Source organism: Polaribacter tangerinus, from assembly GCF_038024095.1.
Taxonomy (GTDB): Bacteria; Bacteroidota; Bacteroidia; order Flavobacteriales; family Flavobacteriaceae; genus Polaribacter; species Polaribacter tangerinus.
In genome coordinates this window covers 297,334-321,526 of the sequence record NZ_CP150668.1, presented here as the reverse complement: position 1 = coordinate 321,526, position 24,193 = coordinate 297,334, and the positions used below count along the sequence as shown (strand labels likewise).

19 protein-coding genes are annotated in these 24,193 nt (G+C 30.7%); 6 read left to right on the top strand and 13 right to left on the bottom strand.

Translation table 11 applies throughout. The features are described from left to right. Nucleotides 1-34: 34 nt before the first annotated feature. The 5 genes from WHD54_RS01475 to WHD54_RS01455 form a co-directional block, all read right to left on the bottom strand. Nucleotides 35-1,114, bottom strand: coding sequence for a 3'-5' exonuclease (locus tag WHD54_RS01475; protein WP_088323348.1), 1,080 nt, complete (start codon nucleotides 1,112-1,114; stop codon nucleotides 35-37). 10 nt (nucleotides 1,115-1,124) lie between these two features. Beyond that, a complete protein-coding gene (locus tag WHD54_RS01470) occupies nucleotides 1,125-1,799 on the bottom strand; it encodes a YggS family pyridoxal phosphate-dependent enzyme (RefSeq protein ID WP_088322895.1) in 675 nt (224 codons plus the stop codon). Between the two features lie 13 nt (nucleotides 1,800-1,812). After that, nucleotides 1,813-2,766 carry a D-2-hydroxyacid dehydrogenase gene (locus WHD54_RS01465; RefSeq protein ID WP_088322894.1) on the bottom strand — a complete coding sequence of 318 codons (954 nt, stop codon included), beginning with the start codon at nucleotides 2,764-2,766 and terminating at the stop codon, nucleotides 1,813-1,815. Nucleotides 2,767-2,848: 82 nt separating this feature from the next. Beyond that, a complete protein-coding gene (gene serC / locus WHD54_RS01460) occupies nucleotides 2,849-3,913 on the bottom strand; it encodes a 3-phosphoserine/phosphohydroxythreonine transaminase (RefSeq protein WP_088322893.1) in 1,065 nt (354 codons plus the stop codon). 27 nt (nucleotides 3,914-3,940) lie between these two features. Continuing rightward, nucleotides 3,941-5,002, bottom strand: coding sequence for an acyl-CoA reductase (locus WHD54_RS01455; protein ID WP_088322892.1), 1,062 nt, complete (start codon nucleotides 5,000-5,002; stop codon nucleotides 3,941-3,943). A gap of 68 nt (nucleotides 5,003-5,070) precedes the next feature. Here WHD54_RS01455 and WHD54_RS01450 point away from each other — a divergent pair, with 68 nt between their 5' ends. Then, nucleotides 5,071-5,421 carry a 4Fe-4S dicluster domain-containing protein gene (locus WHD54_RS01450; RefSeq protein ID WP_088323347.1) on the top strand — a complete coding sequence of 117 codons (351 nt, stop codon included), beginning with the start codon at nucleotides 5,071-5,073 and terminating at the stop codon, nucleotides 5,419-5,421. Nucleotides 5,422-5,477: 56 nt separating this feature from the next. On the opposite strand, the gene WHD54_RS01445 is transcribed toward WHD54_RS01450, so the two are convergent. Next, nucleotides 5,478-6,977, bottom strand: a complete 1,500-nt coding sequence (locus tag WHD54_RS01445; RefSeq protein ID WP_088322891.1) for a carboxypeptidase-like regulatory domain-containing protein — start codon at nucleotides 6,975-6,977, stop codon at nucleotides 5,478-5,480. 159 nt (nucleotides 6,978-7,136) lie between these two features. Here WHD54_RS01445 and ychF point away from each other — a divergent pair, with 159 nt between their 5' ends. Then, entirely contained in the window at nucleotides 7,137-8,228 is a 1,092-nt protein-coding gene (gene ychF, locus WHD54_RS01440) for a redox-regulated ATPase YchF (protein ID WP_088322890.1), read from the top strand. Between the two features lie 445 nt (nucleotides 8,229-8,673). Then, nucleotides 8,674-9,372: a pseudouridine synthase gene (locus tag WHD54_RS01435; RefSeq protein WP_088322888.1), complete on the top strand. Its 699-nt coding sequence runs from the start codon at nucleotides 8,674-8,676 to the stop codon at nucleotides 9,370-9,372. A gap of 43 nt (nucleotides 9,373-9,415) precedes the next feature. Here the strand turns inward: WHD54_RS01435 and WHD54_RS01430 are convergent, their stop codons facing one another. The 6 genes from WHD54_RS01430 to lysA all read right to left on the bottom strand — a co-directional run bounded on the left by WHD54_RS01430 (nucleotide 9,416) and on the right by lysA (nucleotide 16,840). After that, entirely contained in the window at nucleotides 9,416-10,951 is a 1,536-nt protein-coding gene (locus tag WHD54_RS01430) for an SDR family NAD(P)-dependent oxidoreductase (protein WP_088322887.1), read from the bottom strand. Nucleotides 10,952-11,087: 136 nt separating this feature from the next. Next, nucleotides 11,088-11,687 (bottom strand): porin family protein, encoded by a 600-nt coding sequence (locus WHD54_RS01425; protein WP_088322886.1) that lies wholly within the window; start codon nucleotides 11,685-11,687, stop codon nucleotides 11,088-11,090. Nucleotides 11,688-11,716: 29 nt separating this feature from the next. Beyond that, nucleotides 11,717-12,670 (bottom strand): transketolase family protein, encoded by a 954-nt coding sequence (locus WHD54_RS01420; protein WP_088322885.1) that lies wholly within the window; start codon nucleotides 12,668-12,670, stop codon nucleotides 11,717-11,719. A 157-nt stretch (nucleotides 12,671-12,827) separates the two neighbouring features. After that, entirely contained in the window at nucleotides 12,828-14,951 is a 2,124-nt protein-coding gene (locus WHD54_RS01415; protein WP_088322884.1) for a Tex family protein, read from the bottom strand. A 52-nt stretch (nucleotides 14,952-15,003) separates the two neighbouring features. Continuing rightward, entirely contained in the window at nucleotides 15,004-15,516 is a 513-nt protein-coding gene (locus WHD54_RS01410) for a GNAT family N-acetyltransferase (RefSeq protein WP_088322883.1), read from the bottom strand. Nucleotides 15,517-15,595: 79 nt separating this feature from the next. Next, nucleotides 15,596-16,840 carry a diaminopimelate decarboxylase gene (gene lysA / locus WHD54_RS01405; RefSeq protein WP_088322882.1) on the bottom strand — a complete coding sequence of 415 codons (1,245 nt, stop codon included), beginning with the start codon at nucleotides 16,838-16,840 and terminating at the stop codon, nucleotides 15,596-15,598. Nucleotides 16,841-17,096: 256 nt separating this feature from the next. Here lysA and WHD54_RS01400 point away from each other — a divergent pair, with 256 nt between their 5' ends. The 3 genes from WHD54_RS01400 (at nucleotide 17,097) to WHD54_RS01390 (ending at nucleotide 22,366) form a co-directional block, all read left to right on the top strand. Then, complete coding sequence (locus WHD54_RS01400) at nucleotides 17,097-18,956, top strand: DNA topoisomerase IV subunit B (protein WP_088322881.1); 1,860 nt, start codon at nucleotides 17,097-17,099, stop codon at nucleotides 18,954-18,956. A gap of 258 nt (nucleotides 18,957-19,214) precedes the next feature. Then, entirely contained in the window at nucleotides 19,215-21,977 is a 2,763-nt protein-coding gene (locus tag WHD54_RS01395) for a DNA gyrase/topoisomerase IV subunit A (RefSeq protein WP_088322880.1), read from the top strand. A 59-nt stretch (nucleotides 21,978-22,036) separates the two neighbouring features. Beyond that, nucleotides 22,037-22,366: a DUF2834 domain-containing protein gene (locus WHD54_RS01390; RefSeq protein WP_088322879.1), complete on the top strand. Its 330-nt coding sequence runs from the start codon at nucleotides 22,037-22,039 to the stop codon at nucleotides 22,364-22,366. Nucleotides 22,367-22,417: 51 nt separating this feature from the next. Here WHD54_RS01390 and WHD54_RS01385 read toward each other — a convergent pair whose 3' ends face one another. Then, nucleotides 22,418-24,055 (bottom strand): carboxypeptidase-like regulatory domain-containing protein, encoded by a 1,638-nt coding sequence (locus tag WHD54_RS01385; protein ID WP_088322878.1) that lies wholly within the window; start codon nucleotides 24,053-24,055, stop codon nucleotides 22,418-22,420. Nucleotides 24,056-24,193: the final 138 nt, after the last annotated feature.

The following is a 24,193-nucleotide window of genomic DNA, read 5'->3' as shown; positions in this document are numbered from 1 at the left end:
TGTAAGTTTTTTTTTGAACGATTTTATACTTTAGCTACAATCGAACTATTTTGTGATGTTTACTTTTTGTTAAGTAGTTTTTTACAATTGTTTTTGCTAATGCACTGTTAGTAATATTGGTAAGTACAGATTTTAAGACCTCTAACTTATTCTCTTGATATGCTAAATTGGTATATCCCATAGAAATAACTTCATTTTTTTCTATCAAAACAATAGCTTTTTCTTCAATTTCTCGTCCTTTTTCGATGATTAGAAAATCTTCATTATTAAATGGTTGAAGGGTAATTTTTTTCTCTTTTTTAATATTGAATTTTGGTGATAATGCTTCTAGTTCTAAGTTATACTTTAGTCTTGTAAACAGCTCGTTTCCTGTTTTTTTAAAAGTTACATCAGCAGTTCTGTCCTGAATTTTAAGCGCCCTTTTGGTGTTTTTTAAAAATAGTTTGTTTACTTCTTGTTTCATATTTTTTCCTCTACCCAAGAAAATAATTTTCCCTAAAGCATCATGTACATAAAATAAGCCTTGTTCTTTAGGAATTTTATCAATTATTTTTTGAAATTTGGCTTTTTCAACTCTTCTATCGTAATACTTTAAATTATTTTTAAAAATTTCTTTATTAGTGTCTTTTTCTAACAAAATTTTAAATAACTGAACTGTAGCTAGCGCGTCGCCCGAAGCTCTATGCCTATCTGTCATAGGAATACCAAGTGCTTTTGTTAGTTTTCCTAAACTATAGGAGGGTTGATTTAAAATTAATTGCTGGCTTAATTCTACCGTACATAGTGTATTTCTATTGAACTGATATCCTAATCTTTCAAACTCTACACTTAAAATTCTGTAATCGAAACTTGTATTGTGAGCTACTAAAGTACAATCTTTTGTAATTTCTATAATTCGTTTGGCAACTTCATAAAACTTGGGAGCATTTCTTAGCATCTTATTGTTGATGCCTGTAAGTTGTACAACAAATTTTTGAATTTCTCTTTCTGGGTTTATCAGACTTATAAACTGATCTATTATTTCATGACCATCAAATTTATAGATTGCAATTTCTGTGATGCCTTCTTCATTAAATTTACCTCCTGTGGTTTCAATATCTAAAATTGCGTACAAATGATAATTTTTAGTTGTTATAATTTCTATTGCCAAATATAGCACTTCCTATTCGTACCATATTACAGCCGTTTTCTATTGCCAAAGAATAATCTCCACTCATTCCCATAGACAATATTTTTAGGTTACAATTGGTTAATGAAATTCTTTTTTGCTGTTTGTTAAAGAAGGTTTTTAATGATGAAAACTCACTTTCTAATTGTTCTTTATTATCTGTAAAAGTTGCCATTCCCATAAAGCCAACAACTTTTATGTTTTGTAGTTCAGCAAATTCTTCGGCATTTAGTATGTTTTCAATTTCGGTAAATGAAAGTCCGAATTTGCTATCTTCTTTAGCAATTTTAGCCTGAAGTAGGCATGAAATAATTCGATTGTGCTTTTTTGCTTGCTTGTTAATTTCCTTTAATGTTTTAAACTTGTCTACTCCATGAATTAAATGAACAAAATGTGCCATATACTTCACTTTATTACTTTGCAAGTGGCCAATCATATGCCATTGAATATCTTTTGGTAGTGCATTGTATTTTTCTACCATTTCCTGAATCTTATTTTCACCGAACACTTTTTGTCCAGCATTATAAGCTTCTAAGATATCTGAGGCAGGTTTTGTTTTGGAAACGGCAACAAGTGTAACGTGTTTTGGCAATTCTTTTTCGATAACAGACAAGTTTTTTTTAATCATCATAGAAAAATTAAAATTAGTTTTTTAAAAGCGCAATAATTTGTTTCGCAAGTTCAATACCAATTCTATCTTGAGCTTCTTTGGTGGCAGCACCAATATGTGGCGTTAAAGACAACTCTGGGTTCATTAATAGTTGTACTGCAGGAGAGGGTTCGGTTTCGAAAACATCTAAACCAGCAAACTGTACTTTACCACTTTCTATAGCATTTACCAAATCTACTTCTTGTAAAATACCACCTCTGGCAGTATTTACTATACCAACACCATCTTTCATTTTATCAAACTCGTCTTTGGTAATTATATAATCTTCTTGTGCAGGAACGTGTAACGAGATAAAATCGGCTTCTTTTAAAAGTTCATCTTTCTCTATAGTTTCAATATTAAAAGTAATTTTTTGTCCGTTATAAAATGCTATTGAAATTGGTGCTGCAGTTATTTGCGCATCTGTTGCAATTACTTTCATACCTATTGCCAATCCTATTTTTGCTACTTCTTGTCCTATTCTACCAAAACCTATAATACCGAGCGTTTTTCCTCTTAATTCAATTCCGTTAGAATAGGCTTTTTTTAATTCTTTAAATCTAGAATCTCCTTCTAAAGGCATTTCTCTGTTAGATGAATGTAAAAAACGTGCCATTCCAAATAAATGAGCAAAAACTAGTTCGGCAACGGCGCTAGAGGAAGCCTCTGGAGTATTTATAACATGCAAACCTTGATCTTCGGCGTATGTTACATCAATATTATCCATGCCTACACCACCACGTCCAATTAATTTTAAACTTGGGCAGGCATCTATAAGTTCTTGTCTTACTTGTGTAGCACTTCTTACTAAAATAGCATCAATATTATTTTCATTTATATAATTTTCAAGTTGATTTTGTGCAACTTTAATATTCAAAACCTCAAAACCACCTTTTTCTAAAGCAACTAAACCGCTTTCAGAAATTCCATCATTTGCTAATATCTTCATTATCTATTCTTTTGTATTTTACAATTCTATATTATTAATTGTAAGCATTTATTTGTGTATTTTTTTTGGGTATTTTTATTCTTTATACACTTCTTTCTAATTCTTGCATAACATCTACTAATGCTTGTACGCTGTATAATGGCAATGCATTATACATACTAGCTCTATAGCCACCAACACTTCTATGACCATTAATACCACTAATACCAGCTGCGACGCACATCGAATCAAACTTATCTTTGTAAGACTCATCTACCAAGTTAAAAGTTGCATTCATAGTACTTCTGTCTTCTTTAGCAACAATTCCGTTAAAAAGAGAATTTCTATCTATTTCAGAGTAAAGTAGAGTCGCTTTTTTATCATTAACTTTTTCAATGAACGAAATTCCTCCTAAATCTTTTAGCCATTGCATGGTTAGCATAGAAACATACACAGGGAAAACAGCAGGTGTATTAAACATGCTATCTTTTTCTATATGAGTTTTGTAGTTTAGCATAGAAGGAATATGTCTTTCGACTTTTCCTAAAATACTTTCTTTTATAATGATAAGTGTAGTTCCTGCAGGACCCATATTTTTTTGTGCTCCTGCATAAATTAAATCGAATTTTTCAAAATCTAATTGACGAGAAAAAATATCGGAACTCATATCACACACTAACGGAACTTTAGTGTCAGGAAAAGTTTTTATTTGCGTTCCTGCCACGGTATTGTTACTGGTACAATGAAAATAATCGGCGTCTTCTGGGATTTGATAGTTTTTAGGAATATAGCTAAATCCTTTATCTTTAGATGAAGCAACTTCTACTACTTCGCCAAAAGAAGAAGCTTCTTTTATAGCTTTGTCCGACCAGGTTCCGGTATTTAAATAAGCGGCTTTTTTATGGAGCAAATTATATGCAACCATTAAAAATTCTAAGCTTGCACCGCCTTGTAAAAAAAGTGCTCTGTATCCTTTATTTTCAAGTCCTAAAAGTTCTAAAGCAAGAGAGCGGGCTTTTTCCATAACAGCTACAAAAGGCTTGCTTCTGTGAGATATTTCTAATAAAGATAAATTATCATTATTAAAGTTTATAACTGCTTCAGATGCTTTTATTAAAACTTCTTCGGGCAAAATACATGGTCCTGCGCTAAAATTATGTTTTTTCATTTTTTAAAGTTTTTATAATATTGGAAGTTATATGTTAGATAAGAATGTTAAGGTGTTTATTCCGTCTGCATACTCCCAAAGTTTGGGTTTTTGAGTTTCCCCAAAAGCGATTTCATTTTCTATAAATTCTTTAGAAACAATACATTGTATCTTTTCTTTGTCTTGATGTAATTTTATTTTTAAATCGATCTCATTATCGTAATATTCATAAAATATTGTGGCAATAGGAGAGGCGTAACTTTCATCTTCTTTAATCATTAAAAAACCGTTTTCTAGCAAGTCATATTCGCTCATTAAATAAACGGCTTTGTTGTAATCATAATTATTTGCGTATTTGGCATTATTTATAATATCTTTTTGTACAAACATGCCCTTGAAGAAAAGATCGAAATTGTAGTTTTTAGGAACATAAAGTTTAGAAACAGACCTACATCCTAAGCCGAAATAGGTAAAAATATCTGAAGCTAATTTTTTCATATCTTCTTCAGTTTCTTTGCCCGTAATAACGGCAACGGAATTTCTGCTTTTTCTAATGATGTTCGGTTTATTTTTAAAATAATAATCAAAGTAACGAGCGGTATTATTACTACCGGTTGCTATTACTGCGTCAAAATTTTCTAACTTTTTTTCTGTAAATGTTATTTTGCCTTTAAAACTATCCTCTACATATTCTAAATATTTTGCTAAAAAGGGAAGTAAATGTTTGTCGTTTGATGACTGTTTTACGAGTACAGAATGACCAGAAATTAGCACCGATAAAAAATCATGAAAGCCAACTAACGGAATATTTCCTGCCATTACAATAGCCACTGTTTTGTTGCTGCTGTTTAAAACAGTGTTTTTTGAAAGCCATTTTTCTAAATTAGTGCTATTAAGTGCTTCAGACCAACTTTCTAATGCGTATAAAATATTGTTTTTTGTAAACCAAGAGTTATGTTCTTCTGCCAGTTTAATTTGGTGTTTAAATCCATCAAAAAAAAGAGAATTATGAGCAATGTTTTCTTTTTGAGCAATTTTAGTAGTAGAAAACTGACTCAGAAAAAGACCTAATTTGTTAAAAGCGGAAATTCTATCTTGAATACTATTCATTTATTTTGGATGTAACTTTTTTTGCGTTATTTTTGCAACTGCAAAGGTACAAAACAGAAAAGAAAATTATGGCAATTATAATAACAGATGAATGTATAAATTGTGGCGCATGTGAACCTGAGTGTCCTAACACAGCAATTTATGAAGGAGCAGACGATTGGAAATATGCCGATGGCACAGATTTGAAAGGAAATATAGTGTTGCCAAATGGTAAATCTGCAAATGCAGATGAAGATCAAGAACCTATATCTGACGAAATTTATTATATTGTGGCAGACAAATGTACAGAGTGTAAAGGGTTTCATGACGAGCCACAATGTGCAGCTGTATGCCCTGTAGATTGTTGTGTGCCAGATGATGACAATGTAGAAACTGATGATGAACTATTAGCGAAACAAAAATTTATGCACAACAGTTAATTTTATAGCTTTTAAATACAGTCTAATAAAAATTCTAAGGTTACTTAGAATTTTTTTTATTCCTTATTCTTTAAAAAATGTACTAGTTTTTCTTGTTCTTTTTCTAATTTTTTAAGCATTTCTCTGTTGTTGGAATAGGATATTTTTTTTAAAAAGAAATCTTTATCTACTGATGATAAAAATTTGTGTTCTTTTTTTAAGCTAACATCGTAAAAATATATCTCGTTAATTTCAGATACAACAGCTTCAAACTTTATAGCTATTTTTAGTTTATTTTTTTTCTCTGAATTTTCTATGAATTTAAAGGGTCTATTGGCATAGGTGTAACTTTCTACAGAATCTTTCCAATAGGCTAAATAATAGTTATTATTCATATTTTTTTCATAAATGATTTTCCCAAAGTTAGTACGTTTGGCATGTTTTACTCCTAGTAACAGTTTCAAATTTAAATATTCTCCTTTTTTGCCTTTGGCATATTGATATTCAACTTTCGTGATTCCAAAATCTTTCGGATTTATATAGATTTTACCTTGATGTTTTGCGCTTGATTTTTTTGGTTTAAATTCTACAACATAACTGTTACCCGATTTTAAAAACTCATTCTGTAAAAGCTTAAATTTGTAATATTTTGGATTCATGAAATTATTTTCATCTTCTTTAGTATAAAATAATCCAATTTTATTAGCTTCCGACAAGTAATCTAAAATTTTAAATGAGTTAAAAGTATTATTGGTTAATGAATTTTTATGCTGAGTCGTTTTTTTTAATGAAACAGAATCTTCAATTTTAAATAAGCCAGATTTAACTTTATAGGTTTTATTAGTGTCTAAAAATTTTAAAATTAGTTTTGTTAACTCTTTTCGTTGTGTTTCTAAAGAAAAAGGTGTGTTATTTATTTCAGGTTTGTAGCCAATCAAACTATCTGGCTTTGTAGATAAAAATTTTTTATTGTCCTTTTTTGATGTAGAATTTATATGCTCTACAATGCCCGAATAACTATGTAGAATGTTAAATTTTCCTTTTTCAATGTTATCAGCAAACTCATCTAAAGTGTTTTTTGCATGTTTTTTTATTTTTCCTTTAAAAAGTGAACTATGTTTTAAAGTTATTTTTGGGTTTTTAAAATTAAACCTTTCGGCAGTATTCCATAAGAAACTATTTTTTAAGGGAGATAGTATATGATTTTTTTTCATGCTCCTCGTTGTTTTCATCAACAAGGAATCTAATGATATTTTTGGTAGAGAAAGAGCAATTTCATCGAGTAAAGTAACAGCTTCTTTAAGAGCGATTGTGTAATTTAATTTTTCTAAGTTTTTAATAGAAATAGTAGTAGGTTCAAATCCTAATTTTGAAAAAGTTAGGGAACTTACATTTTTAACAGAGATAATAAACTTACCGTTTTTATCTGAAACGGTTCCTGTATTTATATTGGTACTTATAGCAACATCAGAAAGAGCTTCATTCGATAAAAAATCAATTATTTTTCCTGTTATTTCTTGAGATAAAATGCTACAATGAAAGTAGATTATAAAGAGAGTAATAATTTTTCTTTTCATAATATTTTACACTTATATCTTGTTAAGATATCTAATTCTATTAAATGAAATAAAAAGCAATTTAATTTTAACAAAGTATTATCTTTGCATTCTTAAAATTTTAGAGAATTTAACATAAATAACTTTAATTATTTTCTTTTTTAGAAAACATGTAAATATATGAAAGCCGGAATTGTAGGATTGCCAAACGTTGGAAAATCAACTTTATTTAATTGTTTATCAAATGCAAAAGCACAAAGTGCAAACTTTCCTTTTTGTACGATAGAACCAAATTTAGGAGTTGTAAATGTACCAGATAAGAGAATAGAAAAGCTAGAAGAGTTGGTAAACCCAGAACGTGTTTTACCAGCTACAGTAGAAATTGTTGATATTGCAGGTTTGGTAAAAGGAGCAAGTAAAGGAGAAGGTTTGGGAAACCAATTTTTAGCCAATATTAGAGAAACTGATGCTATTTTGCATGTTGTAAGATGTTTCGACAATGATAATATTGTGCATGTAGATAGCTCAATAGATCCTGTAAGAGATAAAGAAACTATAGATATTGAGTTACAGTTAAAAGACTTAGAAACGGTTCAAAAAAGATTGGAACGTGTAAAAAGAACTGCAAAAACTGGTAATAAAGAGGCACAAGCAGAATTAGTTGTTTTGTTAAGAATAGAGGAAACTTTATTACAAGGCGTATCTGTAAGAGCTTTAGAGTTTTCCGAAAAAGAAATAGATTTTGTTAAATCGTTACAATTTATAACGGCAAAGCCAGTATTGTATGTGTGTAATGTTGATGAAAAATCGGCAGTTTCTGGAAACGAATATGTAGAGAGAGTAAAAGAAGCTGTTAAAGATGAAAATGCAGAAGTTATAGTATTAGCGGTGGGTACAGAGGCAGATATTACCGAGTTAGATGATTATGAAGAGCGTCAAATGTTTTTAGCCGATATTGGTTTAGAAGAAGCAGGAGTGTCTAGATTAGTTCGTTCTGCTTACAAATTATTAAATTTACAAACTTATTTTACAGCAGGTGTAAAAGAGGTTCGTGCTTGGACAATTCCTATCGGTGCTACTGCACCACAAGCCGCTGGAGTAATTCATACAGATTTTGAAAAAGGTTTTATTCGTGCAGAAACAATAGCTTATGAAGATTATGTTGCATATGGCTCTGAGGCTAAAGTTAAAGAGGCAGGAAAAATGAGAATTGAAGGTAAAGAATATGTTGTTAAAGATGGAGATGTAATGCACTTCCGTTTTAATGTGTAAATAATTACACTAATAAATTTTTAAAAAGAGTAGTAAGTATTTACTACTCTTTTTTGTTGTAAATTATGTATTATGACAATTTTTATTGTGGTAGTAATATTTGGTTTAGGTAAAGAAAAGCACTTTTTATGTAAAATAAAAATTGACAAACAGAAAACTAAAAAATTGGGGGTTTTAGTTTTGCTTGTTTGTCAATTTTATCAAAAACTCTCGACTTTACCAGGCGGTAAAGTCTCGAGTTTTATCGATACTCTCGTATCATCCCTAATATGGTTCAAAAATAATACTTAATTCATTTCTAAAACTTTAACTAAGGACAAAAGTTGTTTTTTTGTACACGAAAAGTTGTTTTTTATACATAATGCCTCTTTTATCGAAAATTGAAAATTATCATTACTTTTTTAATGTGTTTACAGTACTTTTGAAAAGATAATAATTTATAGATATGACTATTTTTGAAGATGATTATTTTATATGTGTTAATAAGCCTAATAACATGTTGGTACATCATGCATACCACTCTAGAAATGTTGCTGAAGAACAATCTTTATTACAGTTTATATTTGAAGAGAAAGGAATAAAAGTGTTTCCAGTTCATCGTTTAGATAGAAAAACATCGGGTATTATACTTTTAGCAAAAGACAAAAAGAATGTTTCTAAATTTCAAGAATTATTTACAAATCAAACTATACAAAAAGTGTATTATGGTGTAGTAAGGGGTTTTTCGCCAACAGAAAAGCAAATTGATTCTCCTGTAAAAGGGAAAGATGCAAATGTGCATAAAGAGGCATTCACAACTTTAAAAACACTAGAAAATATTATCTTAAATATTCCTGTTAAACCCTATGAATCTTCTAGATATAGTTTGGTAGAAATGCATCCAAAAACAGGAAGAATGCATCAGCTTAGAGTGCATACTAATAAAATTAGTCATCCTTTGTTAGGAGACCCAAAATATGGAGATAAAAATCATAATATAATGTTTCAAGAAAACTTTAATTGGAAAAATTTATTTCTTCATGCAGGCAAACTTACTTTTATTCATCCTTTTACCAATAAAAAAATGGTTATTTACGCAGATTTCCCGGAAGATTGGTTGTTACTCTTTGAGAAGTTTTCTTGGAAAAATCCTATAAAAAAATAACACCTTTCTTTTATTTTTAGATGATGATTTTTTAAGTTTTTTTTTACCAATCTATAGGAAAATAATCTTTTAAAAATTTTCCACACCAATGCTTACCAGTATTTATTCCGTCTATTAACGGATCCATTACTCTGGCAGCTCCATCAACAATATCTAAAGGAGGTTGAAAATCGTGAATTTCTACTTTCTTTTTAGACAGTTCTGCAGGATCTTCATCTGTAACCCAACCAGTATCTACGGCATTCATATAAATACCAGATTTTGCCAAGGTTGCTGCAGATGTATGTGTGAGCATATTTAACGCTGCTTTTGCCATATTTGTATGCGGATGCCTGTCTTCTTTTTTAAATCTGTGAAATTTACCCTCCATAGCCGTAACGTTAATAATATGTTTTTGTCCGGTATTTTCTTTCATCATTAAAAGTGATAAACGATTGCAAAGTACAAAAGGTGCCACGGCATTTACTAATTGAACTTCTACCATTTCTGTAGTTTCAATTTCTCCCAACTTTAAGCGCCAACTGTTTGTTTTTCGTAAATCTACTTGTTGTAAATCGGCATCTAATTTTCCCTCAGGAAAAACTTCTGCAGTTTTTAATGAGTTGTCGAAGCTGTACGGAATTTGAGATAACTCTGCAGAACTTCTTAATCCAATTCCTGGCTCTGGGCCATGCCATGTTACAGGTAATATATTGTTTTTACTTGTTTTAGAGGTGTTTATACTTAAGTTTGCCAATTCGTCTAAGCAAAGTGCGTGTTCTTTTAACAATGGTTGTGCTAACTTTGGAAGTTCGTTAATTGGTTTTTTTTCATTTTCCATTAAATGAAAATAAAAGCCAGAAGGTCTTCTAACTGTTTGTGCAGCATTATTTATAAGAATGTCTAGTCGATGGTACTTTTGTTCTATATAATTGCAAAATATTTCTACACTAGGTATGTGTCTTAAATCTAAGCCATGAATATGCAATCTATCTTTCCAATCTTTATAATCATCTTCTTTAGAAAAACGAATAGCTGCATCTGCTGGAAACCTAGTAGTAGCAATAACAATAGCACCTGCTCTTAACAACATAAGTGTAATGTGGTATCCTATTTTTAATCTCGATCCTGTAATAACAGCAACCTGATTTTTTAAATCTGCTGTTTGAAATCGTTTGGCATAATTTAAATCGCCACATTCTGTGCACATAGTGTCGTAAAAGTGATGCAGTTTTGTGTATTCGGTTTTACATACGTAACAGTTTCTTGGCGATGTTAACTCTGGAGTATCTTTTAAAGTCTCTGCAGCACCTAGTAGTTTTGGAGCAACAAAAAAAGAAGCTTCTCTTGCAGTTCGAATTCCAGTTGATTTTCTTGCATGTTTGTCGCTTTCTATTTGTTTTCTCTTTGCTGCTTTTTTTGCGTCTTTTCTTCTTCGTTGAAATTCTTCTCTGTTTGGTCTAGATAATTCTCCGGCAACTTTAAAAAGTGCTATTCTTTGTGCTTCAGGAATTTCGAAAAGCTGGTTGGTATTTGCTAATAAATCCTCTAAAGTTTTTATGCAAAAATCAATATTTGGGTTGTTTTTTTTATCGCTCATAAAAAGAAAAAATGGAGCTATTATTAGCTACGTTACTTTTTTACATATTTTTTAGAATTTACAAAAAAAGACAGCAATTAAAATTACTGTCTTTTTGTGATGAATTCTAAGAGTGTTCTTACAATAAAACTATTTTTTATAATTTGTAAGAAAGACCAATAATTACTTGGTTTACTCTTGTGTCGAAATTATTAATTCCGGTATTTCCAACAATTCTAGATTCGATACCAGAAAAGCCTCTTTCCATTCTAACATCTACACCAATTTTACCAATTTCTATTCCAGCACCAAACTGTAAACCAACGGTAAAATTATCTGTATCAACATCAGAAATATCGCTAAAACTAAAGCCAGAGTCTAGAATATATTGAAATGAGGGCCCAACAAATATATTTCCTACTCCAAAAATTTTCTTTCCTAAAAGAACAGGAATATCAATTTTTTGAAAAGAATACGTGGCGCTGTTGCCAGTAGTTTTGTACACTATTTCATTTTCTAAATTAGTGTATACCAATTCTGGTCTAACATAAATACCTAATACAGGTATTTTTGCACGCAGCCAAATACCAGCATGATAACCGGTTTTGCTTTTAGCGCCATCAAAAACATCAGTACCAACTTCTTTAATAGAATTTGAGTTGTAATTGATACCACCTTTTAAACCAAAATTTATTTGTGCCGAAGAAGTTTGGCTTATTCCGAATGCCAAACATACCAATAGGATTACTTTTTTCATTTTTTTATTTATTAAGGATTATTATTAAGTTATTTTCTTGCAATAGCTTTTTTTGCAGCTTTTTCTATAGCAGCAGCATCTAAACCATATTTAGCCATTAATTGGTCTGGTGTACCCGACTCACCAAAAGTATCGTTAGTACCAATAAATTCTTGAACTGTAGGGGTGTTTAAAGACAAGGTTCTAGCAACGCTTTCTCCTAAACCACCAATAATATTGTGTTCTTCTGCAGTAACAATACATTTTGTTTTTGCTACAGATTTTAATATTATCTCTTCGTCTAAAGGTTTAATTGTATGAATATTTATTACTTCTGCAGAAATGCCTTGAGCTTCTAACTTTTCTGCCGCTTGTAAAGATTCCCAAACTAGGTGACCCGTTGCCACTATAGTAACATCTGTACCACTAGTTAATTGAATTCCTTTTCCTATTTCGAATTTCTCATTATCTGGCATAAATACTGGTACTTTTGGTCTTCCAAAACGTAAGTAAACAGGTCCGTCAAATTCTGCAATTGCAATAGTTGCTGCTTTTGTTTGGTTGTAATCACAAGGGTTAATAACTGTCATTCCTGGCAACATTTTCATCAAACCAATATCTTCTAATATTTGATGTGTAGCACCATCTTCCCCTAAGGTAACTCCAGCATGTGAAGCACAAATTTTTACATTTTTACCAGAGTAGGCAACAGATTGTCTAATTTGGTCGTAAACTCTACCAGTAGAAAAATTTGCAAATGTTCCTGTAAAAGGTATTTTGCCACCAACAGTTAAACCAGCAGCTATACCAATCATGTTAGCTTCGGCAATTCCTACTTGAAAGAATCTCTCTGGATTTTCTTTGATGAATTGATCCATTTTTAGAGAGCCAATTAAATCTGCACATAAAGCTACAACGTCAGGATTTGTTCTTCCTAATTCTGTTAAACCATCTCCGAAACCAGAACGTGTATCTTTTTTTTCTGTGTACGTGTATTTTTTCATTATAATATAATTGTGTTGTAAAAATTTGTGTAAAAATAAACTTTTATTTTAACTTACTACTTTAGAAGTGAAAGTTCTAAAAAAGACTTTTTAACAATTATTGATAGTCGTTTTTTTATCTTTAGTTTCTTGTATAACAAGGTTTTATGGCTTTTTGTTAGTTAACAAGAGCCAACTGAATTCGTTTTCTTTGCATATCTACCTCTATAACCTTTACATTTATTTGTTGTTCTAATTGCACAATGCTGCTTACATCTTTTACAAATTCTTTAGAAAGATTAGAAACATGAATGAGTCCGCTTTCTTTAATTCCTAGTGCAACAAAGCATCCGAAGTTTGTAATGTTATTTACAATTCCTGGTAGTATTTGTCCGATTTTTAAGTCTGATATTGTTTTTATTGTTTGATCAAAAGAAAATGCTTTTGCCTTTCCTCTAATATCTAACCCCGGTTTTTTTAATTCATTTACAATATCTGTAAGAGTTGGTAAACCAATATTTTTAGTGCAGTATTTTTTCAAAGGAATTTGTAGTAACAACTCATTGTTTTCTAATAAGTCTATAATATTTACATTTAAATCTTTAGCCATTTCTTTAACAACCTCATAACTTTCTGGATGAACGCCAGAATTATCTAAAGGATTTGTACTGTTTTTGATTCTTAAAAACCCCGCTGATTGTTCGAACGCTTTTTTGCCAATACTTGGTACTTTTTTTATGTCGTTTCTATTTGTAAAAGCGCCATTTTTATTTCTGTAGGCAACTATTTTTTCTGCTGTTTTTTCTCCAATACCTGCAACATAGCTTAGTAGAGAAGCGCTTGCGGTATTTATATTTACGCCCACATTATTTACACAACTTTCTACTACATTATCTAGCGATTTTTTTAATTTTACTTGATCAACATCGTGTTGATATTGCCCAACACCAATAGATTTTGCATCAATTTTTACCAATTCTGCTAAAGGGTCTTGTAATCTTCTACCAATAGATACTGCACCTCTAACAGTAACATCAAAATTAGGAAATTCTTCTCGTGCAATTTTAGAGGCAGAATACACAGAGGCACCAGCTTCGCTAATAACAAAAATAGTTGGTTTACTTGTAAAGTGTATTTTTTTAACAACAGCTTCAGTTTCTCTAGATGCAGTTCCGTTACCAATAGCAATTGCATCAATTTTAAAGGTTTCTACTAAATTATTAATTTTTTTTATAGCTGCTAAAGTTTGGTTTTGTGGTGCGTGTGGATACATGTTTTCGTTGTGTAATAATTGTCCGTATTCATCTAAACAAACAAGTTTACAGCCCGATTTAAAACCAGGATCTATTGCCAGCACACGTTTTTCGCCAAGCGGAGCACCCAGCAATAGTTGTTGTAAATTTTTTGCAAATACAGCAATCGCTTTATCATCTGCTTTTTCTTTTGAGAGTGTTCGTATTTCGTTTTCTAAAGATGGAACTAAAAGTCTTTTGTAAGCATCTTTAATAGCTTTTTTTAGCTCAATTGTACAATCATTTTCTGAGCTAATTATTCGTTGGGCAATTTTTTTACAAATCAGTTCATTATCAATTATTATTTTAACCCGAATAAAACCTTCTTTTTCAGCTCTAAAAATAGCCAATAATCTATGAGAAGGTATTCGTTTTAATGCCTCGCGCCAATTAAAATAATCTTTAAATTTTTGTGCTTTTTCATCAGCTACTTTTGTATCAATTACTTTTGTGGTAATTTCACTATAAAGCGCAAGTTCTTTTCTTACAATGTGTCTAATATCTGTTCTTTCGCTTATCCATTCTGCAATTATAAATCGGGCGCCTTCAAGTGCTTTTTCAGTAGTTGAAACTTCTTTAGAAATAAATTTTTTAGCAGTTTGATGAAGGTTGGTAACTCGCTGGCTTATCAGCATTTTAGCAAGGGGTTCTAAGCCATGTAAACGAGCAGTTGCAGCTTTTGTTTTTCTTTTCTTTTTGTATGGTAAGTACAAATCTTCTAAAGCGATAAGAGTAGTTGTGCTATTTATTTTATCTAAAAGAGGTGTTTCTAAAAGTTGTTGTTCTTCTAGTGTTTTAATGATATATTTTTTTCTCTTTTCTAGAGTTTCAAAAATATCTTTAAACTTTACAATTTCTCCAATTGCAACTTCATCTAAACTCCCTGTCATTTCCTTTCTGTATCTGCTTATAAAAGGAATAGTAGCCTCACTATTTAATAAAGAAATGGTGTTTTTTACAGCTGTTTCTGGTAATTGTGTTTGCTGTGTAATATATTGAAGTAATTGCATTTTTATTGCGAAATTTTCGTGATGCTTAAAGTGATAACTTGTTGCTTTTTTATTAAGAAATTAATTTCTCAAAAGCAAGTCTTTTTGCATTGTAACTAGTGTAAATGATGCCACAATATTTGTATCCTAATTTTTTAAGAACTTGTTGCATTCCAATATTTTTTTCGTGGGTATCAATTTTTAAACTTTTAATATTTTTTTCTTCTAATTGAAGATGAAATTCGTGAAAAATTAAAGTTGCCAAACCAAACTTTAAAAATTCTTTTTTTACTGCCATTCTATGAATTACGCCGTAAATTTCACTCTCGTTTCGCAGCCATTTACCGTCAATTATTTTATAGGTAGGTTCTTTTCTGTTTGTAAACATAGCTGTAGCAACTATTTCTTTGGCAGTATTTTCTACCACAAAACTTTCGTTATTTTTAATATCGTTTTCTATTTGAGATACATTTGGGTAACCATTTTGCCATTGATCAATGTTTTGTGACGCTAAATATGCGATGGCATCATTAATAATTGCTAAAATTGCTGGAATATCTTTTACTGTTGAAGGTCTTATTCTCATGATTCTTAAATAAATAAAAAAGCCACGATTTTATAGATGCGAAACCTATTAAATCGTGGCTAAATTTACTTTATATTTTTTAAGCGCTTATAGCTTCTTTAACTTTTTTTTCTTCAGATGAAAAGTTTACTATTTCTTGGTTGTGTAAAATGTCTTTAAGAGTTTGTCTTTTTCTAATAAGGTAATCTTTTCCTTCATGTATCATTACTTCGGCAGGTAAATAGCGAGAATTGTAGTTAGATGCCATAGAAAAACAATAAGCTCCTGCATTGTGAAAACACAAAATATCCTCTTCAGAAATCTCTGCAATTCTTCTATTAGAGCCAAAAGTATCCGTTTCGCAAATGTATCCAACTACCGAATAATAACGATCTCTTCCTTCAGGATTAGAAATATTAGTAATGTGATGATACGAATTGTACATCATTGGTCGAACTAAATGATTAAATCCTGAGTCTACGTGTGCAAAAACAGTAGAAGTAGTTTGTTTAACAACATTTACTTTTGCTAAAAAAACTCCCGCTTCGGAAACTAAAAACTTACCAGGTTCAAACATCAAAGTAATTTCTTTGCCATATTCTTTGCAAAAATCATTAAAACGCTCAGAAAGTTGAATTCCTAATTGTTCGATATCAGTAGAAATATCTCCTTCTTTGTAAGGTACTTTAAAACCGCTTCCAAAATCTATAAAATCTATATTTTCAAATTGTTTAGCGACATCAAAAAGTATTTCGGTAGCACGTAAAAAAGTATCAATATCTAAAATATCAGAACCTGTGTGCATGTGAATTCCGTTTATATTCATTCCGGTATTTTCTACAACACGTTTAATGTGCGGTACTTGGTGAATTGAAATTCCGAATTTAGAATCTATGTGTCCCACAGAAATTTTAGAATTTCCACCAGCCATAATATGAGGATTTATACGCACACAAACAGGAATTTCTGGATGTTTTTGACCAAACAATTCTAGAATAGATAAATTGTCGATATTAATTTGAACGCCTAGTTTAGCAACCTCTTCAATTTCTTTTAAGGAAACGCCATTTGGGGTAAAAATTATTTTCTTCGGATCAATTCCTGTTGTTAAACCTAATTGAACTTCTTGAATAGATACCGTATCTAAACCAGCGCCAATATTTTTAAAAAACTTTAAAATATTGATGTTTGAAAGAGCTTTAACGGCATAGTTAAGTTTTAAGTTTTTTACGCTGCTAAAAGCGGTAGTTAAACGGTTGTATTGCGATGCGATTTTATCGGTATCGTAAACATAAATAGGGCTTCCGTATTTATTTGCTAGTTCTAAAAGTTGAGTTCTTTCCACGTTATTGTTGTTAATTCGGTTCAAAAGTAACCAAATACTTTAAGAAATAGTGTTTTGTTTAAAAATACAACAAATTGTTTTTTATTGTGATTTTTACACTTTTTAATACCCGCTATGAAGCAAGTCTTTTGGCAGTAAAATAGCACTTATTTTCGTTGAAATCCTGTTGATAACTAATTTTAAAATGAGTTTCATTTTTGTAGGGTAAACCTTACTTTTACGAGTACTTCAAACCTAACAGTAGTAAGCTATTTTTATGAGTAAAGAAACAAAATATACAGAAGATAATATTCGGTCTTTAGATTGGAAAGAGCATATTAGAATGCGTCCAGGAATGTACATTGGTAAGTTAGGTGACGGTTCTTCTGCTGATGACGGAATATATATATTGCTAAAAGAGGTTTTAGACAACTCTATTGATGAGTATGTAATGGGTGCAGGAAAAACCATAGAAATTTCTATTCATGGTAACAAGGTAACTGTTCGAGATTACGGTAGAGGAATTCCTTTAGGGAAGGTTGTAGACGTGGTTTCTAAAATGAATACGGGTGGAAAATACGACTCTAAAGCCTTTAAAAAATCGGTAGGTTTAAATGGTGTAGGTACGAAAGCTGTAAATGCACTTTCTTCTTATTTTAGAGTAGAATCTTCTAGAGAAGGAAAATCTGCCTCTGCAGAATTTAGCCAAGGAAACCTAGATGCACAAGAATTTTTAGAAGAAACTTCTAGAAGAAAAGGAACAAAAGTTTCTTTTATTCCGGATGAAGAAATTTTTAAAAAATATAAGTTCAGGAATGAGTATGTGGCTAAAATGCTTAAAAATTATGTGTATTTAAACCCAGGTTTAACGATTATTTTTAATGGCGAGAAATTCTTTTCTGAAAACGGACTAAAAGATTTATTGGAAGACAATAACAATCAAGAAGATATGTTATATCCAATAATTCACATAAAAGGTCCAGACATAGAAGTTGCTATTACACATAGCAAAACTCAGTATTCAGAAGAATATCATTCATTTGTAAACGGGCAACATACTACACAAGGAGGTACTCACCAAGCTGCTTTTAGAGAAGCTGTGGTTAAAACAATAAGAGAGTTTTATGGTAAGAATTTTGAAGCTTCTGATATTCGAAAATCAATTATTTCTGCCATTGCCATAAAAGTGATGGAACCTGTTTTTGAGAGTCAAACAAAAACAAAATTAGGTTCTACAGATATGGGGGGCGATTTGCCTACTGTAAGAACTTATATTAACGACTTTTTAAAGACAAATTTAGACAACTACTTACACAAAAATACTGAAGTAGCAGACAAGCTTCAAAGAAAAATTTTACAAGCAGAAAAAGAACGTAAAGAGCTGTCGGGAATTAGAAAGTTAGCAAAAGATAGAGCTAAAAAAGCTAGCTTGCACAATAAAAAGTTAAGAGACTGCAGAATTCATTTAGGAGACATTAAAAAGGAAAACTATTTAGAAACAACGTTGTTTATAACCGAGGGAGATTCTGCTTCTGGTTCTATTACAAAATCTAGAAATGTAAATACACAAGCTGTTTTTAGTTTAAAAGGAAAACCCCTAAACTCTTACGGATTAAGTAAAAAAATTGTGTACGAAAATGAAGAATTTAACTTACTACAAGCTGCTTTAAATATAGAGGATGGTTTAGAAGATTTGCGTTACAATAATATTGTTATTGCAACAGATGCCGATGTAGACGGAATGCATATTAGATTGCTACTTATAACTTTTTTCTTACAGTTTTTTCCAGAATTAATTAAAGAGGGGCATTTATATATTTTAGAAACTCCGTTGTTTAGAGTAAGAAATAAAAAAGAAACTTTTTATTGTTATTCAGATGAAGAAAAAAGAGACGCCATAGAAAAGTTAAAAGGAAAGCCAGAAATTACTAGATTTAAAGGTTTGGGAGAGATTTCTCCTAACGAGTTTGTTCACTTTATAGGAGACGACATTCGTTTAGATCCTGTTATGTTAGACAAAGAAATGTCTATTGAACAAATGTTAGAGTTTTACATGGGCAAAAATACCCCAGATAGGCAAAAGTTTATTATCGAGAATTTAAAAATAGAATTAGACACTGTAGAAGATGAAGTGTAATCTACTGCATATTGCTAAATAAATGAAAGTCTAAGTTCGCAATCGTAAAAAAGAGGTTTTAGTAAGTGAAGAACTTGGCAAAATAGTGCGTTAGGGATTGAAACGAAAATCCTTTTTATCATTAGTTCGAGTTCCACGTCTTTTTACGTGGAGTTTCGAAATAAATAAAAAGATTGTAGTGTAAAGCCCGACCTTTAGGAAACGCCAAAATAAAGAAATACATAAGTTAAACGATTAAATAATTAGACGTTTAAAAGCATGAGTGAAGAAATTAACGGAAACGAGCACGAGGAAGAATTAACAAATTTAAATGAGAATTTAGATTCAGATAATCTGGCAGATTCTGCCCAAGAAGAAACCATTACTAGGGTTACAGGAATGTACAAAGAGTGGTTTTTAGATTATGCATCTTATGTAATTTTAGAAAGAGCAGTACCCTCTTTAGAAGACGGTTTGAAGCCTGTGCAGCGTAGAATAATGCATTCTATGAAAGATTTAGATGATGGGCGTTACAACAAAGTAGCTAACATTGTTGGTCATACAATGCAGTATCATCCTCATGGCGACGCTTCTATTGCTGATGCGATGGTGCAAATTGGTCAGAAAGAATTGCTAATTGACATGCAAGGAAACTGGGGAAACATTTTAACAGGAGACAGAGCAGCAGCATCTAGATACATTGAGGCGCGCTTGTCTAAATTTGCACTAGACGTTGTTTTTAATCCAAAAACTACCGACTGGAAAATGTCTTATGATGGTAGAAGAAAAGAGCCGATAGATTTACCTGTAAAATTCCCGCTTTTATTAGCACAAGGAGCAGAAGGTATTGCAGTTGGTTTGTCTACAAAAATATTACCTCATAATTTTGTAGAGTTAATAGATGCCTCTATTAAATATTTAAAAGGAAGAAGTTTTAAAATTGTTCCCGATTTTTTAACAGGTGGAATTGCAGATTTTACAAACTATAATGATGGTAAAAGAGGAGGTAAGGTTAGAATACGTGCTAAAATATCTCAACTAGACAAAAAAACATTAGTTATTACGGAAATTCCTTTTGGTACCACAACATCTACCTTAATAGACAGTATTATTAAGGCTAATGAAAAGGGAAAGATTAAAATTAAAAAAATAGAAGATAACACTGCCGCAGAAGTAGAAATATTAGTTCATTTACCACCTAATGTATCTCCTGATAAAACAATAGATGCATTATATGCTTTTACCAATTGTGAAAATTCAATTTCTCCACTGTGTTGTACAATTCAAGAAAATAAACCGGTTTTTTTAGGAGTTTCTGAACTGTTAAAACACTCTACAGATTTAACTGTTGAACTGCTGAAAAAGGAATTAGAAATTCAGTTAGACGAGTTAGAAGAACAGTGGCATTTTTCTTCGTTAGAGCGAATTTTTATTGAAAATAGAATTTATAGAGATATTGAAGAAGAAGAAACTTGGGATGGTGTTATTGCTGCAATAGATAAAGGTTTACAGCCTCACATAAAGCATCTTAAAAGGGCTATTACTGTAGAAGATATTACAAGGTTAACAGAAATAAGGATTAAAAAAATATCTAAATTTGATATTGATAAGGCCAAACAGTTTATAGAAGGCTTAGAAGATAAAATAGCTACCGTAAAAAATAATTTGGCCAATTTGGTAGACTTTGCTATTGATTATTTTAAACGTTTAAAAGACACTTACGGAAAAGGAAAAGAACGTAGAACAGAAATAAGAATTTTTGATGATATTGTTGCTTCTAAAGTAGCTATGAACAATACCAAACTTTACGTGAATAGGGCAGAAGGTTTTATAGGAACTTCTCTTAAACGTGATGAATTTGTTTGTGATTGTTCGGATATAGATGATATTATTATTTTTAGAAAAGATGGAGGGATGATGGTTACAAAAGTAGATACTAAAACTTTTGTTGGCAAAGACATTATTCACGTTGCAGTATTTAAAAAGAAAGATAAAAGAACGGTTTACAATTATATGTATAGAGATGGGGCAAAAGGACCTTCTTACATGAAGCGTTTTAATGTAACCTCTGTAACTAGAGATAAAGAATACGATTTAACTAACGGAAAAAAAGGTTCTATTGTTCATTATTTTAGTGCAAATTTAAACGGAGAAGCTGAGGTAGTATCGGTAAACTTAAGGGCAGTTGGTAGTATAAAGAAGTTAAAATGGGATATTGATTTTGCAGATTTGGCTGTAAAAGGTAGAGCAGTTCGAGGTAATACTATAACTAAGTATGCTATAAAAAGTATCGATTTTAAGTCGGAAGGTGTTTCGACTTTAAAACCAAGAAAAATTTGGTTCGACGATACTGTACAAAGATTAAATGTTGATGATAGAGGTGAGTTATTAGGAGAATTTAGAGCAGAGGATAAATTACTTATAATTACACAATCTGGAAAAGCGAAAGCTGTAAAACCAGATTTAGCGATGCATTTTGAAGATGATATGATTGTTTTAGAAAAATGGCAGCCCAAAAAGCCTATTTCTGCAATTTATTACGATGGAGAAAAAGAACGTTATTTTGTAAAGCGCTTTTTAATAGAAACTACCGATAAGGAAGAAGAGTTTATTTCTGAGCACCCAAAATCGCAATTAGAAATTATAGCTACCGATTACAGACCAATAGCAGAGGTACAGTTTTCTAAAAGAAGCCTAGAAAATGAAGTTGTAAATTTTGAAGATTTTATAGCTATTAAAGGTATAAAAGCTCAAGGAAATCAACTGACTACAGAAAAAATAAAACAAGTAAATTTGTTAGAGTCTTTACCTTATGAAGAGGTTGAAGAACCCAGTGATAACAATACAAAAGATGAAAAGTTACTTGCAGATACTAGCACAGATAAATTACCAATAGAAGTGCCTGAAGTTGTAGCTAACAAGCCAGTTTTAGAAGAGCTGTCTGCCGAAGAGAAAGCAAAAATAGCTCTGCAAAAGTCTATTGCAAGGAAAAAAGCTGAAGAAAAGAAGCGCGATGACGAAAATCAAACTAAGCTATTTTAAAACTATTTTATAGTTAGAAATAACTGATATTTTTTAATCTTTTGCATAGAAACATTCATATGAAGAGAAAACATATTTTTTTAGGACTGTCAATTTTAGGGCTTTGTTATACGTGGTTTTATAATATTCAATATTTTTTGACAGTTGAAAATGCAAGTTTTTTAAATTTTTTTAAAACTGCAGAATCATCTTTACCAGGTAAATCTTATGGAGCAGATTTGTTGGTAGTTGTGCTAACTTTTTTTGTTTTCTTGTATTTCGAATCGAAAAGATTAAAAATTAAAAGGTGGTGGTTGCTCATACCACTTACTTTTTTAGTTGCAGTAGCTTTTACTTTTCCACTGTTTTTGTATATTCGAGAAATAGTGATAGAAAAAGAAAATAAATAGTTTTTTACTATTTCAATTTCTTTGATGCCCAAGAGTTTTTGAATCATTTAATTAATCAAGCATTTTTTTATTTAGCTTAAAAAGTTGTGTTTTTATGTTCTTCGTATTAAATTCAAAAACATGTATTTTTTTTATTTCATTGGGTTTGCCCCAATTTAAATAACGGGTTACTTTAAGAAATGTTGGTTTATACTGCTTGTTTCCAAAATAAGTAAAATTCACTAAAATGGGTGCTGTATCTAAATTTTCTATAAACACCTCTTTCGAATTATATCCTCTATTTTTTTGATCGATAATTAGAGCTTCATTTATTTTTAATGAGTTTTCTAATGTGTATACTTGATCGAAAGTATTTACAAATTCAATACTAAACTCTGCTTCAGAAGTGTTCCATTCAAATACCAAACGAACATCACTTTCGGTATTTTTAATAGGATTTTTAATTTTAATTTTTCTTGGAGTACTATCGTTATTTTCATCTTTATTAAAGGCAGAAATAATTTCAGAGGCAATAATTTCTCCGATATCACTTTGGTCTATCTCAAATCCTTTTTCTATATAATAATTGTATATTTTCCAGAAATTTTTGTAATCTTTCAAAGATAAATAGGTGTTTGCTAAATCTCTGTATGCTTGCCTACTATTTGGACTTTCATTTGCAATTTTTTTATAAATTTCTGAAGCTTTTGTTGGTAGGTTTAATTCGTCGTACATATAAGCAAGTGCTTTTAGGTTTTCTACATTGCTTTTAGAAAAATTTTCAAAATCATTTAAAACATTGAGTAATTTAATAGGAGCGTTAAATTTTTTGACTAAGAAATTATAAACATTAAAGTGAAAGTTGGTAAAATCTTTACACTCATCATATTGTTTTTTGTAAATAGTTATGGCTTCATTTATAGTAAGAGCGTTTTTATAAGCGTTTAAATAGCTTGGCGTGTCTTTTTTAATTTCTTCATAAGGAGTGGCATCATCATTATAATACTCGTCATTAGTAAAATAATAATTATTTACATCAAATCCTTTAATTTTTTTGTAATTTAAATTAGTTGATACCTTAATAATACAGCGATCCGACTTCATGTTTACAATTAAAATCTTTTCTATGTCGTTTAAATCTATCGGTAAAGGTAAATCGTAGATATTGCCATCAATTTCCCACAGAACCGGACCATTCAACTCTTTTCCTTTCAGGTATATTACGGGTTCGTTAAAATTATTGATTCTAGAGAAAAAGAGAGGTACTTTTTCTAAAATTGCATTAGTTAGTGTAATCGCCTCTTTATTAAGTTTATCTTTATCAATGGTAATGATATCAAAATCAGGATATTCATCTCCAACAGTGCTTCTTCCAAGTTTTAAAATTTCTGGTCTATTTACATTAGGAACTTTAAAACTAGGTTCCATATCTATGTTTAATGTAGCGGTTATATCTTCTATAAGAATAGATACTGTTCTAAAGCCAGCATGTTTATATTCTAAAAAGTCACCAGATTTAGCGGTAATATTATAGAAACCTTTGTTATTGGTTAGAACTGTTTTTTCAGTATTTGAAACCAATACATTTGGTAGTGGATTATTGTTGTATAAGACAACTCCAACTATTGTTTTTATATCTTTTTTTTCGAAGTTTTGAGAGCTTAATTGTCCAAAAGATAAAAGTACAAGGCAACATAAAATTTTTTTCATAATTCAGCATAAATTCATCTATAAAAGTATCAAAATTTATGCCGATAATAAAATTAAAATAGTGTTTTAAAAAAATAATCTAATTGGCAGGCAACCTTTATAGTACTTTAAGAGTCTTTATATTTGTAGCGCTTATAA